We start from the raw sequence: 14,648 nt of genomic DNA, 5'->3' as shown, positions 1-14,648 counted from the left end.
CTCGTCTCCTCATCTTCAATCTTTTAATTCAGCAAAAACTTCCTTTGAAATCCTAAATGCCAGCCTGAAAGGGCCTTTGCTCCGCAGCCTTCAGCCGCTTCACAAAAGCCCTCTGTTAAAATACGCTACTGATTTTTTGCAAGCAGATGATTCAGATAGGAAAATGTACCGGAACGCAGCAGAATTCCTACCAAAACGGCCGCCATCACCGTGCCGCATATGGTGCTCATCAGAAACGGAAGAATATAAAAGAAGACAGCCACCTCTTTTCCCATCAGCCATGCTGCCACAGGATAGCAGAGTACTCCGCCGATCAGTCCCGTACCAACTACCTCCCCAGCATAAGCAGCAGACAGTTTTCCAGTCTTCTTATACAGATAGCCACACAGGAATGCTCCCACCATACTGCCCGGAAACGCGAGAAGGCTGCCGGTGCCCATGAGATTCCGGATCAGCGAGGTACAGAAGGCCATTCCGACACCGCAGGCGGGGCCAAGGAAGACACCTGCAATCACATTGATCAGATGCTGTGCAGGAAAACACCGTGATGCGCCAATTGGAATTGAAAATCCTGACAGGGCAACCGTTACCGCTGTCAGCATGCCGCTTACCACCACTTTTTTTACATTCGTCTCCATAACTTTCCCTCCTGTGCAGAAGCATACCACATCATGCGGTACGCTGCCTCTAGCGTCATTATTTTTTATTCCGCTCATACTTCGCTCCATAAAAACGGACGGGAAACGCCTTGACCTTGCGGTCAAGCCGTAGCAAATAGTTCCGCGCTTTCTCGGCGCGTCACTATTTTTTATTCGTCATAAATGTTTACGATTTCTCCGTCTAAAATTCTGTTCATATTTTTCACCGCGCAGAAATTACCGCACATGGAGCATGTATCTTCTTTTTCAGGCTTCGCCATTGCACGGTATCTCCTGGCCTTGTCCGGATCAATTGCCAGATTGAACATTTCCTCCCAGTCCAGGCGTTTTCTTGCTTCGCTCATCTTATGATCCCATTCTTTTGCACCTTTGATTCCCTTCGCAATGTCTGCTGCATGGGCGGCAATCTTGGAAGCGATAATGCCTTCCTTCACGTCATCCACGTCCGGAAGCTTCAAATGCTCGGCAGGTGTCACGTAACAGAGGAAAGACGCTCCCGAAGCCGCGGCGATGGCTCCTCCGATGGCTGCCGTAATATGGTCATATCCCGGAGCCACATCCGTAACAAGCGGCCCCAGTACGTAAAACGGCGCACCTTTGCAGATGGTTTCCTGGACTTTCATGTTCGCCGCGATCTGATCCAGAGGCATATGTCCCGGCCCCTCAATCATTACCTGGACGTTCTTTTCCCACGCCCTTCTCGTAAGTTCACCAAGCGTAATCAGTTCCTCGATCTGGGAAATATCCGTCGCATCCGCAATACATCCCGGCCTGCACGCATCCCCAAGGCTCAGCGTTACGTCGTATTCCTGACAGATGTCCAGAATTCTGTCATAATGTTCATAAAACGGATTTTCCTGTCCCGTCATTTCCATCCATGCAAAAATAATGGAACCGCCCCGTGAAACGATATTGGTCAGACGTTTCGCCGCCTTGAACCGGTCCGCCGTATTCCTGTTGATTCCCACATGGATCGTCATAAAATCTACGCCGTCTTCCGCATGCATCTCCACAATTTTGATCCATTCTTCCGACGTTATTTCTTTCAGCGGCTTGTGATAATACACAACCGCATCGTAGATCGGCACGGTTCCTATAATGGCAGGACATTCGGCCGTCAGTTTCCTCCTGAACTTCTGCGTATCGCCGAAAGAGCTCAGGTCCATAATGGACTCGGCCCCCATAGCCACTGCATCGTTCACCTTCTGAAGCTCCATATCCAGATCTTTGCAGTCTCTGGACGTTCCCAGATTTACATTGATTTTCGTCTTCAGCATGGAGCCGATTCCATTTGGTTCCACGCATCTATGTACCTTATTGGCAGGAATGGCAATTCTTCCTTCAGCCACCAGCTTCATGAGCTCTTCTGGGTTAAACTGCTCCTTCCCGGCAACCACTTCCATTTCCCTTGTCAGGATGCCTTTTCTTGCCGCATCCATCTGTGTCGTATAATTCATTTTTCCTCCTTTTTCTGGAGGGATCACGGATCTGTTCCTTCATGGAAAGGGCCCTTTTCCATAAACAGAACATCCTGCAGAGCAGGCTTCTGCACGGAACATTTTCGTATGATAAGACAGCGCTTTCTTATGATACAAAATAAGCCTGTACCAACAGGTACAGGCTCGTATTCGACTGATGTCTCTTATGATCCCTACGTTGGCATTACCCAAATCAGGTTATTCAGGTCGAAGTTCGATTACTTCCTCTCAGCCCGCCATACGAGCTCCCTATTGCGTTTTAAGTTTATCACCGGAATTTCCTGATGTCAAGTGCAGCCGGCCGGATTTTATCCGAAATAAATTTCTTTCTGATCTCCAGCTGCTTATGACAGATTCAGAAATCTGCAGGCCAGCTGAAAATATATGACCAGGCTGAACGCATCGACAATCGTCGTAATCAGGGGCGCCGCCATAATCGCCGGATCCATTTTCAGCATCTTGGCACCGATTGGGAGGATACAGCCGATCGTCTTTGCCAGTACAACGGTGGCAAACAGGCTCAGTACAACCGTAAGACAGACCATTTCATTCCCAGGATACATAATAATCAGACGAATATAATTAACAAGCCCCAGAATTACGCCTACGACGGCTCCGACCCGGAGTTCCTTCCAGAATACGGCAAATACATCTTTCGGTTCAATCTCACCTACCGCCATGCCTCGGATAATCAGCGTGCTGCTCTGGCTGCCTGCATTTCCTCCCGTGTCCGTCAGCATGGGAATAAAGGTCACGAGCAGGGGCAGAACGGAGAACGCATTCTCGTATTTTCCAAGTATTCCTCCCGTCAGCATGCTGCTTACCATCAGGATCAGCAGCCACAGGATACGGTTCTTCGCAAGCTCAGCTACGCCCGTTTTCAGATACGGCTTCTCGCTTGGAAGGATGGCCGCCATCTTCTCAAAATCCTCTGTAGCTTCCTGTTCTATAACGTCCACAATATCATCTACGGTTACGATGCCCACCAGGCGGTTTTCATGGTCGACTATAGGCAGGCTCAGAAGATCGTACTTATTGAAATCATCGGCAACTTCCTCCTGGTCGTCCGTCGTAGTCGCTTTGATTACATGTGTATCCATGATGTCGCCAATTACGGTATCATACGGATTCATAAGCAGATCTTTTACGGTCACAACGCCTTCCAGAAAGCGCTTCTCATCCATGACATAACACGTATAAATTGTTTCCTTATCCACACCGTGCTTCCGAATATAGGCAAACGCCTCTTCCACCGTCATGTTTTTGCGCAATCCCACGTATTCCGCCGTCATAATGCTGCCCGCGCTGTTCTCAGGATACTTTAAAAATTCATTGATGAGGTGGCGGGTGTCCGGCCCCGCATTTTTTAAAACTCTCTTAACCACTACAGCCGGAAGTTCTTCCAGCATATCCACGGCGTCGTCCACATAGAGGTCGTCAATGATATACTTTAGTTCAAAATCCGTAATGCTGTTAATGATGTGCCGCTGGGTCTCCACGGACAGGCAGGCAAATACTTCCGTGCTCAGTTCTTTGGGCAGCATGCGGAATACCGCCACCTTTTTTTCCGAATCCAGTTCCTCCAGAAATGTGGCGATATCCATCTCATTCATCTCAGCCAGTATTTCTTTCAGCCTGCGGAACTGTTTTTCTTCTGCCAGCTTCAGCAGCTCTTCCATGTTGAATTCCTGCATGTTCAGGTTCCTCCTTTTCCCTCGAAATTTCTTCTACCGGAAAAGCCGTTACACAGAATATGATATGGAAAATCTCTGAAATTACTCTCTTTCTTTTCCATATGTTTCAAGAACGCCGGAGGCTTTATCCTTTGACGCAGAACACTCATATACATCAACATGGGTATCCTGCGTTAAAAAATAAAAATCGCTTCAGTTTTTCTGCTCTGCTTATGCAAAACAGGAAAAGCCACTCCCTGCTTCCGCAGAAAATGGCTCTCATAAGCATAGATTCTCTGATTTTACTCACTCAAGCGACAACCGTGCGCTCTGCACACAGATCACCGCCTGTAACGATAACCTGCCCGCTCCATGCACAGATCACCGCTTTCAAGAACGGCAATGAAGACGACCGTGATGTCTCCACTGCCACACGCTCATGACAGCTGTCTGCTTCCAACGTATAACTTCGGCTTTCCACGTTCGTCGTCTCCTTTCTTTGCACAGTTTTTATAACTGCTGCGTATTCAGCATAGCAGGTCTCTTTGTAAAAATCAACACCTATTTGCCGGTTTTTTTAAACTGCTCCATAACAGCTTTTAATGGCCTCCACGCGATATTCGTCTGCTGCTCGGCTGCCTTCAGCATGTCTTCCTCCGTCTCCGCCTGATCCAGTGCGCTGCCCGTGCCCATCATAATAAAGAACACATCGTCACCCTCTCTTATAATCCGGGAGGATTTTGCAACCGGCATATTCATCGGATACATCAGCGTATTTTCCAGAAGATTTTTCCTGTATTCTTCCAGAATCGCTTCCACATCCTTTCCCCTGCCTTCCTTCGCCCTCACAGCGATAAAGGAATCGATCTGCGCGCTGATCATGGGGACCTCTCCAATGAAGCCGTCATACATGTCTTCCGTAATCCCATACATGGATTCCAGCATGGCTGAATCGAGAGCCATACTGGGAATATACTCGTCCCCATAAGCTTTTTTTACAGCCTGATAGACGTACTCCAGAGTTCCCTCCTGTGCGGACTCTGTCTCGCTGCCTGTGCCCTGGCTTTCATCTGCGCCTGACTGCGTTTCCTCCGTGCTGTCCTCTTTTGTGCCCTCATCTGCACTTTCATCCGGCAGGCCTGTACTGCTCTCCTCCCGGCTTTCTGTCTCAGCACTGCTCTCTACCTTTGTTTCCTCTGCCGCTCCTTTTGCACAGGCTGCTGTATTCATAAGCAAAGCCGCTGCACAAACGGCATACACAGCTTTTTTAACATTCCTTTTCTTCATCTTTTTTCTCCTGTTCTGCGATTTATACAAAAAGCAGAAAAAACTTGACTTGTCTGCTTATTGTTTTTATATTATAATGGACAAATCACAAATCAGTCAATTTACGAATTGATTACATTTTACATAAGAAATAATGCGAGTGCTGCACGATGGAATGATCCGCAGCCCCTTTATTCCTAACAGGAGGTACACCAAATGGGATTTGAATTTATACAGAAACTGCCGACGCCCGCTGAGATCAAGGAGCAGTTCCCTCTTCCGGCAGAATTCGCAGTTGTAAAAGCGCAGAAGGATGAGGAAGTGAAAAAAATCATTACTGGGGAAAGCGATAAATTCCTCGTTATTATCGGTCCCTGTTCCGCTGACCACGAGGATGCGGTTCTGGACTATACCAGCCGCCTCGCAAAGGTTCAGGAAAAGGTTGCGGATAAACTCGTTTTAATTCCGCGTGTTTATACGAATAAACCTCGTACGACAGGCATGGGCTATAAAGGCATGCTCCACCAGCCCGATCCCGAGAAAGAGCCCAGCATGTCAGAAGGCCTTCATGCAATCCGCCATCTTCACATGAGGGTTCTGGAAGAGACCGGCTTCAGCACCGCGGATGAGATGCTCTATCCCGAAAATGTAAGCTATTTAAATGACATCATGTCTTACATTGCCGTAGGCGCCCGTTCCGTTGAAAACCAGCAGCACCGCCTCGTTTGCAGCGGCTGCGATGTTCCCGTAGGAATGAAGAATCCGACCAGCGGTGATCTGTCCGTCATGATGAACTCCGTCGTGGCTGCTCAGACAGGCCATGAATTCATCATGCGGGAATGGGAAGTAAAGACACACGGCAATCCCCTGACCCATACGATTTTAAGAGGTGCCGTCAATAAACACGGCCAGTGTATTCCAAATTATCATTTTGAGGATCTTGTTATGCTCAACAACCTCTACGAAGAGCGCGGTCTTATGAATCCGGCCTGCATCGTAGATGCCAACCATTCCAATTCCAACAAGCTGTATATGGAGCAGATCCGTATAGTAAAGGAAGTTCTTCACAGCCGCAGGCATGACAGCTCCATTCACAGCCTGGTCAAAGGCGTAATGATTGAAAGCTATCTGGAACCAGGCAGCCAGAGCATTTCCGAACACTGCTATGGAAAATCGATTACCGATCCCTGCCTTGGGTGGGATGATTCTGAAAGGCTTCTTTACGAAATCGCTGAAGGAATCGATTAAATCGGTAATTATATTTCTGATTTCATCTGTAAAAACCAAATTCAATAGATTCAACCAAAAATCCTGCAGGAAAGCTGATTGCTTCTCTACAGGATTTATATGTAATAGGAATAATTATTATATGGCAGACGACTGGCTTCGCCAGGTTATCTTTTCCGTCTAAACTATTGCCTGCGCCGGATCAGCTCTTCCATAATCTCCCTGTGTTTCTTCGTACTGATAGGATACATCAGATAGAACATGGCATTAATCAAGCTGAGGATTGCCGGAATCAACGTTATAAACCAGTTAACTGCATCCAAAATCTGCGCCGGCTGTTCCCCGCCCGCTACGTAATTCATGGCAGCCAGCACAGCTGCTCCGACAGCCGGCATTACCGCTCCTCCGGCCTTATTGGCTACAGACACAAAGGATGATAAAAAGCCATCACATCTCACGCCTGAAATAAATTCTCCAAAGTCTACCGCATCGCCGATCGCCCCAAAATGAATCCCCATATAGGCATAAAAACTCATGCTGCTTACAAAGGTTAAAATCCAGAACATTACAGATGGCGCCGTAGTAAAATACATCCAAAAATACGCACCGGCAGTTATCAGATTCAAGGCGGCGCACACTCTGCCCTTGTGGCACATCCGTTTAAATAAGAAATTGCCGAACCACCCTGTACCGACAATCGTAGCTACCAGTCCTATCACTCCATATGTCGTTGCATACCCTGCATTTCCCGCATTATACTGCCAGTAATAGGCTAACATCGTTGCTCTTCCATAAATCACGCAGCCCAGGATAAATTGCCCCAGGATCAGGATAATTACAGCTCTGTTTTTAACCAGCGATTTCATCTGCAGATTCAGAGGAATCTGGTTTTGGGTGGGAGGCGGCGTCAGCACCTCTTTCGTTTTACAGCAACTCACAATCATAGTAGGAAGTCCCAGAATACAGGTAATGAGCACCGCCCAGAAATACCCTCTGGCGCTGTTTGCGGAACCATCAGAGGAAAATGCAACCATCAGAGGTACGGCAATAATAACCGTCACCATGGAACTCACATTGGCAAACATCATCCTAAGACCGGAAACCTTTGCTCTGTCCTCTGAATCCGGTGTAATGCAGCCGTTCAATGCGCCATAAGGCATATTACTGCAAGTGGAGGCTACTGTAAGGAGTAAATATACAATCCACATCCACAGAAGCCTGCTTGTCATTTCCCATTGGGGACTGGCTGCAAAGATCAGCACGATAAAACATGCCATGGCAATAGAGCCAAGCATAAACCATGGACGATATCTTCCCCACCGGCTTTTGGTGCGATCCGCCAGCGAACCGATAATCGGATCATTAAATGCGTCAAAAATCCTCACCACCAGCATCATCACGGATACCGTAGCTGCCGGAATTCCAATTGTATCCGTATAATAAATCATCAGATATGTACTGAGCCAGTAGTACATAAAATTGTAACCAAAATCCCCCAAAGCGTAATACATTCGTTTCATAGGCGTCAGGCGGAAAGTAGTTAAATCCTCATCAGACCGATACCTTTTATTCATCCTCTCCATCACTCCCCCTCCTACCGGACGGCCGCAGTACATACAAGTCTGATGGCCTCATTCCAATTTCCAGCTTTTTCCTCTCGTTCCTCTTCCGTCATCTGCGGACTGTATATCATTCTGCCTTCTTCCGAAAACAGTTCAGATTGTTTAAAGATTCCAGCCCCGATTCCGGCCAGACAGGCAGCCCCCATTGCGGACAATTCCTCGATTTTGGCTACGGCCACATTTAATTTAGAGAGATCGCTCTGAAGCTGCATTAGATAGGAATTTCTCGTAGGTCCGCCGTCAACACGCAGTTCTTTTATATTGATACCGCTGTCCTTCTCCATTGCCCCCAGTACTGCCTGGATCTGCAAGGCAATACTTTCCAGGGCCGCCTTTACAATTTCATTTTTTCCTGTTGTACGACTCATTCCATATATCATAGCTTTCGCCGTATCACTCCAATATGGTGCGGACAATCCGGAAAAGGCAGGAATCAGCACTGTTTTATCCATAGGATTGGCAGCTCTGGCAAGAGCTTCGCTTTCATCCGGAGAACTGACCAGGTGAAGTTCATCTTTTAGCCATGTGATCACTGCGCCTGTATAGTTGATATTCCCTTCCAGCACATAATTCACCTGCCCGTCTATCCCCCATGCAAGAGAAGTCACCAGGCCGTGGCTGCTGGATACGCACTCTGTTCCTGTATTCATCATGATGGAGGAACCGGTTCCATAAGTTGTCTTAATCATCCCCTTGCTGTGGCAGCCCTGGCCGAATAAAGCTCCGTGAGAATCTCCGACCGCGCTATGGATCGGAATCTCATGTTCAAAGTATCCATCCAGATCAGTCATCCCGAACAGGCTGTTGCTGTCGCAAACCTGAGCCAGTGACATTTCAGAAATCCCGAAAAGCCTGCACAATTCCCCATCCCAGGACAGGGTATGGATATTGAACAACTGGGTTCTTGAGGCATTGGAATAATCGGTCTTAAATGACTTTCCTCCTGTCATCCTGTATATCAGCCAGCTGTCTATCGTACCCAGACACAGATTTTCCGGCGCCATTTGTTTTGCGCTTTCTGTGTTTGACAGCAGCCAGGCCATCTTAGCCGCCGGAAAAAAGGGCGACAGCATAAGTCCTGTTTTATTTTTTATCTGCTCTCCATAGGGAGCCAGGTTCTGAGCAATCTCCCTGGCTCTGGAGCACTGCCATACAATCGCTTCATTTAACGGTTTTCCATCTCTGTCCCAGATTGCTGTTGTCTCTCTCTGGTTACTGATCCCAATCGCTGCAATCTCGTTCTTTGCAATCCCCGTTTGTTCAATCACATTCCGTATCACACTGCATGTGTTCCTATATATTTCTTCCAGATCATGGGAAATCCAACCCTGTTTATTCACAATCTGCCTGTGGCTTTGATCCGCACGGCCCCATAATCTTCCTTTCTCATCCACAAGGATTGCCTTCGTCCCCTGTGTGCTCTGGTCTAACCCCAATATGTACCCCATCTTTTATCCCTCTATCAGTGCTTTTTTAACAGTTTCAGCAATTCCGGCTCCATCCATTCCGTAGTAGGCAAATACTTCTGTGTTGGAACCTGGTATCAGATGGCCGTCAGGCAGGGCTATTTTCTTTACTTTTACCGGGTGTCTCTCCGCCGTCACTGCCGCCACCATACTGCCAAGACCACCATAAACCGAATGTTCTTCTACCGTTACCAGGCACTTCACCTTGCCGGCGTATTTCAGAACCGTTTCCTCATCCAAAGGTTTTAAACAGTACATATCCATGACTCCTGCCCGGATACCAATCTTCTCTAGTATTTTTGCAGCTTCCATGGCATATGGAACCATTTCGCCGCAGGCGATAATCATGGCATCTGCGCCTTCAGACAATACATGGGCCTTATTCAGTTCAAATTTCATCTGATCATCATAGATATCTTCCGTGGCCGAACGGCTGACTCTAACATAGGCAGGCCTTTCATCCTGAAGCAGCGCCTCAATCAGTTTTCCTGTCTGAAACCGATCGCTGGGCAGATAAACCCGCATTTCCGGAAGCGCACACATTGCGGCAATATCCTGGCAGGAATGGTGGCTCATTCCCAGAGCGCCGTAACTGATTCCCCCGCTGATCCCAACCAGGGTAACATTGGTATTGGAATATGCCACGTCGATTTTTGCCTGCTCATAGCTTCTGGTCGATAAAAAACACGCCGGAGAAACAGCGAAGGCTTTTTTTCCGCAGGCCGCCAGTCCGGCGGATACGGATACCAGATCCTGTTCCGCTATCCCCACCTCCACGAACTGTTCCGCATAAGCCTTTGCAAAAGGCGTCATGGACGCTGAACCTCTGGAATCCGAACAAAGTACAACAATATCCCGGTCTCTCTTCGCTGCTTCCAATAATGTGTCACAGATAGCCTGTCTGTTCGTTATTTTATTCATTGCAGTACCTCCTTTAGTTCTTTTACCGCCTGTCCATACTGTTCCTCTGTCATCACTCCATGGTGCCAGGAAATCTGGTTCTCCATAAAAGAAATCCCCTTTCCCTTCACCGTATTGGCAATCACTACTGTTGGCTTCCCTTTACAGGCGGCCGCCTGCTCATAAGCAACGACCAGCTGGGTACAGTCATTTCCATCCAGGACCTCGATGACATTCCAGCCGAAATCGCGGAATTTGTCTGCCAGACTGGCGCTGTCCATCACCTGCGCCGTAGTGCCGCTGATCTGAAGACGATTTAAATCCACAGTGACGCAGAGGTTGTCAAGCTTATAATGGCCTGCGGCCATCATGCCTTCGTAATTGGAACCCTCCGCCATCTCTCCATCACCCAACACCACATAAGTACGATAAGCCTGACGGTTCATTCTGGCTGCCAAAGCCATACCCACGCCTACTGATATCCCGTGGCCTAGGAACCGGAGTTCATTTCAACGCCAGGTACTTCCTTGTTTGGGTGGCCGATAAACCGGCTCCCAAACTGGCTGAAGGTTTTAATTGCTTCCTCTTTATCGTAGTATCCTTTTTCTCCGAGGACACAATACAGCGCGTCTGCACAATGGCCCTTGCTCAAAAGAAATCGGTCGCGGTCCTGATCCTCTGCTTTTTCAGGTGAAACGTTCATTACCTTATAATACAGGACAGTCAATATATCAATTACACTCAAATCTCCCCCTACATGCCCCGCCCCGGAATTATGTACCATCTCAATGATATCGCGGCGCAGTTCATAGGCTTTTCTTGTCAACGCATCCATTTTATATCCTCTCCTTCTGTTAACTCCTGATTCCTGTACCACAAATTTAATAAATCGTAAATCCGCCGTCTACAACAAGATCCTCGCCTGTGATCATATTTGACTCATTGCAGGATAAGAACAGCACTGCCGCTGCAATTTCATCTGTCTCGGCAAAACGGTGTGCCGGAATTTTCTCAATCATATCTGTCTTAACCTTGCCCTGCCATGCTTTTTCACCCATATAGGTGTTCACTACTGTCGGAGCCACTCCATTGACATTGATTCCATATTCCGCCCATTCCAGTGCGCAGACTTTGATCATGCCTACCACTGCCGCTTTGCTCATGGTATAACCTACATGTTTGTTAATGGCGATAAAATCGGCCTGAGAAGTAACGCAGACCATCTTTCCTCCTTTGCCCTGTCGAATCATCTGATTGGCAACTGCCTGGCATACCCGGAACACACCGACCGCGTTGATAGACATGTGCTTTTCAATGGTAGAAATGGAAATCTCTTCAGCACGGTAGAGATCCACGAATCCGGGCATAGCGGCCAGAATGTTGATTTCTCTAAAGGCTTCCAGCACTGTCTTCATCATGCCATCCACGCTCTCCTGACTTGTTACGTCGCATTTGACGCCAATGGTCTGTACTCCGAACTCTTCTGCAATCTTTGCAGCTACTTCCGGGCAGTTATCCTTACAATCAACGATAGCGACTCTGGCTCCCTTCCTTGCATACATCTGAGCCGTAGCTTCTCCGATTCCGCCTGCTCCTCCTACGACAATTGCTGTCTTTCCCGTTAAATCAAAATTCCCGTTTACTTTCTCGTACTGAATCATTTTTGTTTCCTCCTAAATATTTTTTATTTGTTTATTTCTATTTAGATTTTACTTCTAAATATTTAGTTTGTAAATACTGAATATTTAACATTTTTCAACAATATTTTTGTGTATGTTGACTAAACAAAGTGTTTTTCTTCAATATTTTTGTGTATGTTGACTAAACAAAGTGTTTTTCTTCATAAAATTCTAGGTCGATTCGCGTTTATCCATTTTACCTATTACAGTATCATCATAGATATAAATATCGTTCAGTTTTCGTTTACTAAATAATTCAATAAATAATTGACTTATTAATTTAGTTCATCTATAATTTATAGTAGAAATAAGCAAAGGAGACTTTATATATGACCAATCGGGAAATCGCTCAGAAACTTGGCATATCGCCCGCTGCCCTGTCCCTGATCATCAATCATAAACCTGGCGTATCCGATTCAACCAGGGACAGAGTGCTTGCCGAACTCCAGGAAATGGGGTGTGAATATTTAATAAAAAAAGCACCGGCTGTGCCAAGCAGCAACCTGTGCTTTATCATTTATAAACGCCACGGGGAAGTTCTGGATCTTCATCCCTTTTTTCTGCTTTTGATGGAAAGCATAGAAACCCGGGCCCGCTACTACGGCTATAATATCCTTCTGTGCAATATCGATAAACGTAAACCAATCGAGCCTCAACTTGCTCATTTAGAAGAGCTCGACTGTCAGGGCGCTATCATCTTTGCTACGGAAATGGAGGATGAGGATATGGAACTTTTTCAGGATCTCCCTATTCCCATGATTGCTCTTGATAATGACTTTTCCCGCCTATCCTGTAACAGTGTTCCATCAACAACCAGATGGGGACATTTCAGGCCGTAGAATATCTGGTCCGGATGGGACATCGACGGATCGGCTATATGAAAAGCCTGATTCGGATAAACAGTTTTAGGAACGCCAGAGCGGTTACGAGGATGCCCTTGCCCACTTCGGGCTATCATTTTCTTCAGACCACATCCTGGACGTTCATTATACAGAAGAGGGAAGTTATCGGGATATCCGGCAGCTATTGCAGAGTCAACCTTCCTATGATATTCCTGACGCATTTGTCTGTGATGATGATACCATGGCCGGCGGAGCCCTCCGAGCCTTCTCCGAACATGGTTATAAAGTACCGGAAGATATCTCCATCATCGGTTTCAACGACCGTCCCAACTGCGAGGTTACCACGCCCCCTCTGACTTCCGTCAATGTCTCAAAGCATGGCCTTGCATGGGAGTCGGTAGACGAACTGATGCGGATGATTCAAAATCCTGATAAGTTTACACAGGAATCTCGTTCCAGAAAAATCCGTATTGGAACGAAGCTTATAGTCAGGAATTCCGTCTCCTCCCGTCCCAAAAATGTCTAATAAAACAAAGAGTGCTGCGTGATAAGAAATCAAATGATTTCATATCACACAACACTCCGTTTTTCTCTGCTGTGATGCAAAAGAATATTAGTTTTTTATTACTCTTCTTTCTTACTCTGCGCTTCAACTGCCTCCATTGCACGCTGTCTCAGGGATTCTCCCGTAACAGGCGGAGAAAAAATACAGAAAACGCGCAGCAGTTCTTTTCCAGTATTTTTTATCTTGTGCTGAATCCCCGGAGGAGCCACGATCATAGAGCCTGGAACGAATTCATGTTCCACACCGTCGATTTCCGCAACGCCTTCACCAGCCATACAGTACATGGCCTCCATTCCCGCCGGATGGGAGTGGCTGTCAATCTCACATCCCGGTTCCCACTCTGTAAAATGAACAGAGAAATTTGTTTCCTTAATCTTGTCGTCATCCCCCATAAAAAGTGGTGTCATTGTCCTTTTAAACGGCTCCGGAACGTGGATGCCGTTTGCCGGATCATATTTGTAATACATATTCCTTCCTCCTCTTTCCTATTCTATACATGTATGTAATTCTGCTGTAAGAAACAGCTTTACCATCTGTATATTACATCCTGTCTTTTTTCGGTAAGTTCCATATCACGCGGCTATTCCTCTACACCGTATACCTTGCTGTAGATCTCCTGTCTGTACCCCCTGAACTGTTTTTCCTCCAGCTGTATGCCATAGCTCATTATAAGCAGATTTTTAAAGCTGTCGCCCTCTTTTAAAGGCGGCTGCTGATACGGAAAAGCATTCTGGCAGAATCCGATCCTTTTATAAAATCTGGACCGCCTGCCTGTCATGGGTTCTGATTCTGTTACCGGTTCGATCTCCAGAAATACCGGTTTTCCACATTCTCTCGCTTCTTCCAGACATTCTTCAACCAGCCGTTTTCCATACCCCTTGTTCCTCATTCCCGGAACAGTAGCCAGATACTCGATAAATATGCAGCTGTTTAAATTCCAGTATTCCAGAAATGCCAATATCTTTCCGTCCTTTTCAATGACCCGGAAACTGCACTTTCCCTCCTGTAAAATTTCCTTCTGTCTGTCGTATGTCCTCCTTTCATCATCCGGAAATGCCGCCTCGTAGATTCCATAAATTTCATCAAAACGTTCTGCAGGTCTCTCTAATTTCATAATACATACTCCTCCGTTTTTCAATCGCAAGGTATCTGTTCCTTTGGAATAGGTTACAAAACTTTCTATAAGTAAAGCGGCAGGCCGCTTCAGCTTCCTGATCGAAATATACTCATAAGGGCAGAATCACTCTCAGCCATACCGCCTGTTATTTGAG

At 46.8% G+C, this 14,648-nt stretch carries 15 protein-coding genes, 1 pseudogene and 1 riboswitch; of the genes and pseudogenes, 3 read left to right on the top strand and 13 right to left on the bottom strand.

From position 1 onward, the window contains the following. Positions 1-125: 125 nt before the first annotated feature. The 5 genes from thiW to DXA13_RS09030 all read right to left on the bottom strand — a co-directional run bounded on the left by thiW (position 126) and on the right by DXA13_RS09030 (position 5,097). Positions 126-638: an energy coupling factor transporter S component ThiW gene (gene thiW / locus DXA13_RS09045; protein WP_118243617.1), complete on the bottom strand. Its 513-nt coding sequence runs from the start codon at positions 636-638 to the stop codon at positions 126-128. A gap of 170 nt (positions 639-808) precedes the next feature. Next, positions 809-2,116, bottom strand: coding sequence for a phosphomethylpyrimidine synthase ThiC (gene thiC / locus DXA13_RS09040; protein WP_118243614.1), 1,308 nt, complete (start codon positions 2,114-2,116; stop codon positions 809-811). A gap of 174 nt (positions 2,117-2,290) precedes the next feature. Then, positions 2,291-2,399: riboswitch (TPP riboswitch) on the bottom strand. Between the two features lie 82 nt (positions 2,400-2,481). Then, entirely contained in the window at positions 2,482-3,831 is a 1,350-nt protein-coding gene (gene mgtE / locus DXA13_RS09035) for a magnesium transporter (RefSeq protein ID WP_118243612.1), read from the bottom strand. Positions 3,832-4,120: 289 nt separating this feature from the next. Then, entirely contained in the window at positions 4,121-4,291 is a 171-nt protein-coding gene (locus DXA13_RS20980) for a hypothetical protein (protein ID WP_181995588.1), read from the bottom strand. Between the two features lie 80 nt (positions 4,292-4,371). Beyond that, positions 4,372-5,097, bottom strand: a complete 726-nt coding sequence (locus DXA13_RS09030) for a DUF4358 domain-containing protein (RefSeq protein ID WP_118243610.1) — start codon at positions 5,095-5,097, stop codon at positions 4,372-4,374. Between the two features lie 195 nt (positions 5,098-5,292). Between DXA13_RS09030 and DXA13_RS09025 the strand changes: the two genes are divergently transcribed. Beyond that, on the top strand, positions 5,293-6,324 hold the full coding sequence (locus tag DXA13_RS09025) for a 3-deoxy-7-phosphoheptulonate synthase (RefSeq protein ID WP_118243608.1): 1,032 nt from the start codon (positions 5,293-5,295) through the stop codon (positions 6,322-6,324). 164 nt (positions 6,325-6,488) lie between these two features. Here the strand turns inward: DXA13_RS09025 and DXA13_RS09020 are convergent, their stop codons facing one another. From DXA13_RS09020 to DXA13_RS09000, 6 genes are read right to left on the bottom strand one after another with little or no spacing between them, the layout of a single operon-like run. After that, positions 6,489-7,886 carry a glycoside-pentoside-hexuronide (GPH):cation symporter gene (locus DXA13_RS09020; RefSeq protein ID WP_243009035.1) on the bottom strand — a complete coding sequence of 466 codons (1,398 nt, stop codon included), beginning with the start codon at positions 7,884-7,886 and terminating at the stop codon, positions 6,489-6,491. An 11-nt stretch (positions 7,887-7,897) separates the two neighbouring features. After that, a complete protein-coding gene (locus tag DXA13_RS09015) occupies positions 7,898-9,373 on the bottom strand; it encodes a glycerol kinase (RefSeq protein WP_118243604.1) in 1,476 nt (491 codons plus the stop codon). Positions 9,374-9,376: 3 nt separating this feature from the next. Beyond that, positions 9,377-10,312 (bottom strand): transketolase C-terminal domain-containing protein, encoded by a 936-nt coding sequence (locus DXA13_RS09010; RefSeq protein ID WP_118243602.1) that lies wholly within the window; start codon positions 10,310-10,312, stop codon positions 9,377-9,379. Next, positions 10,309-10,755 (bottom strand): thiamine pyrophosphate-dependent enzyme, encoded by a 447-nt coding sequence (locus tag DXA13_RS22990; protein WP_347559797.1) that lies wholly within the window; start codon positions 10,753-10,755, stop codon positions 10,309-10,311. The genes DXA13_RS09010 and DXA13_RS22990 overlap by 4 nt, the downstream gene beginning before the upstream one ends. A gap of 26 nt (positions 10,756-10,781) precedes the next feature. Then, a complete protein-coding gene (locus DXA13_RS22985) occupies positions 10,782-11,126 on the bottom strand; it encodes a hypothetical protein (RefSeq protein ID WP_347559789.1) in 345 nt (114 codons plus the stop codon). A gap of 46 nt (positions 11,127-11,172) precedes the next feature. Beyond that, positions 11,173-11,952: an SDR family oxidoreductase gene (locus DXA13_RS09000; RefSeq protein WP_118243600.1), complete on the bottom strand. Its 780-nt coding sequence runs from the start codon at positions 11,950-11,952 to the stop codon at positions 11,173-11,175. Between the two features lie 347 nt (positions 11,953-12,299). Between DXA13_RS09000 and DXA13_RS22395 the strand changes: the two genes are divergently transcribed. Further along, positions 12,300-12,809 carry a LacI family DNA-binding transcriptional regulator gene (locus DXA13_RS22395; RefSeq protein ID WP_278287038.1) on the top strand — a complete coding sequence of 170 codons (510 nt, stop codon included), beginning with the start codon at positions 12,300-12,302 and terminating at the stop codon, positions 12,807-12,809. A gap of 82 nt (positions 12,810-12,891) precedes the next feature. Next, positions 12,892-13,338, top strand: a pseudogene (locus tag DXA13_RS22390) (LacI family DNA-binding transcriptional regulator); the annotation flags it as partial. 98 nt (positions 13,339-13,436) lie between these two features. Here the strand turns inward: DXA13_RS22390 and DXA13_RS08990 are convergent. Continuing rightward, complete coding sequence (locus tag DXA13_RS08990) at positions 13,437-13,844, bottom strand: cupin domain-containing protein (protein WP_118243598.1); 408 nt, start codon at positions 13,842-13,844, stop codon at positions 13,437-13,439. A gap of 113 nt (positions 13,845-13,957) precedes the next feature. Continuing rightward, positions 13,958-14,491 (bottom strand): GNAT family N-acetyltransferase, encoded by a 534-nt coding sequence (locus tag DXA13_RS08985; RefSeq protein WP_118243596.1) that lies wholly within the window; start codon positions 14,489-14,491, stop codon positions 13,958-13,960. Between the last annotated feature and the right edge of the window lie 157 nt (positions 14,492-14,648).

This window comes from Clostridium sp. AM58-1XD (assembly GCF_003464085.1).
Classification (GTDB): domain Bacteria; phylum Bacillota; class Clostridia; order Lachnospirales; family Lachnospiraceae; genus Lachnoclostridium_A.
The sequence above is the reverse complement of the archived record's forward strand: the minus strand, read 5'-3'. Positions and strand labels throughout refer to the sequence as shown.

Coding starts and splice junctions, on each gene's coding strand:
- DXA13_RS09000 (WP_118243600.1), bottom strand. CDS start 11,952: ATGATTCAGTACGAGAAAGTAAACGGGAATTTTGATTTAACGGGAAAG.
- DXA13_RS22985 (WP_347559789.1), bottom strand. CDS start 11,126: ATGGATGCGTTGACAAGAAAAGCCTATGAACTGCGCCGCGATATCATT.
- DXA13_RS09015 (WP_118243604.1), bottom strand. CDS start 9,373: ATGGGGTACATATTGGGGTTAGACCAGAGCACACAGGGGACGAAGGCA.
- thiC (WP_118243614.1), bottom strand. CDS start 2,116: ATGAATTATACGACACAGATGGATGCGGCAAGAAAAGGCATCCTGACA.
- DXA13_RS22990 (WP_347559797.1), bottom strand. CDS start 10,755: ATGGCTTTGGCAGCCAGAATGAACCGTCAGGCTTATCGTACTTATGTG.
- DXA13_RS08985 (WP_118243596.1), bottom strand. CDS start 14,491: ATGAAATTAGAGAGACCTGCAGAACGTTTTGATGAAATTTATGGAATC.
- DXA13_RS09010 (WP_118243602.1), bottom strand. CDS start 10,312: ATGAATAAAATAACGAACAGACAGGCTATCTGTGACACATTATTGGAA.
- DXA13_RS09025 (WP_118243608.1), top strand. CDS start 5,293: ATGGGATTTGAATTTATACAGAAACTGCCGACGCCCGCTGAGATCAAG.
- mgtE (WP_118243612.1), bottom strand. CDS start 3,831: ATGCAGGAATTCAACATGGAAGAGCTGCTGAAGCTGGCAGAAGAAAAA.
- DXA13_RS09030 (WP_118243610.1), bottom strand. CDS start 5,097: ATGAAGAAAAGGAATGTTAAAAAAGCTGTGTATGCCGTTTGTGCAGCG.
- DXA13_RS09020 (WP_243009035.1), bottom strand. CDS start 7,886: ATGGAGAGGATGAATAAAAGGTATCGGTCTGATGAGGATTTAACTACT.
- thiW (WP_118243617.1), bottom strand. CDS start 638: ATGGAGACGAATGTAAAAAAAGTGGTGGTAAGCGGCATGCTGACAGCG.
- DXA13_RS08990 (WP_118243598.1), bottom strand. CDS start 13,844: ATGTATTACAAATATGATCCGGCAAACGGCATCCACGTTCCGGAGCCG.
- DXA13_RS22395 (WP_278287038.1), top strand. CDS start 12,300: ATGACCAATCGGGAAATCGCTCAGAAACTTGGCATATCGCCCGCTGCC.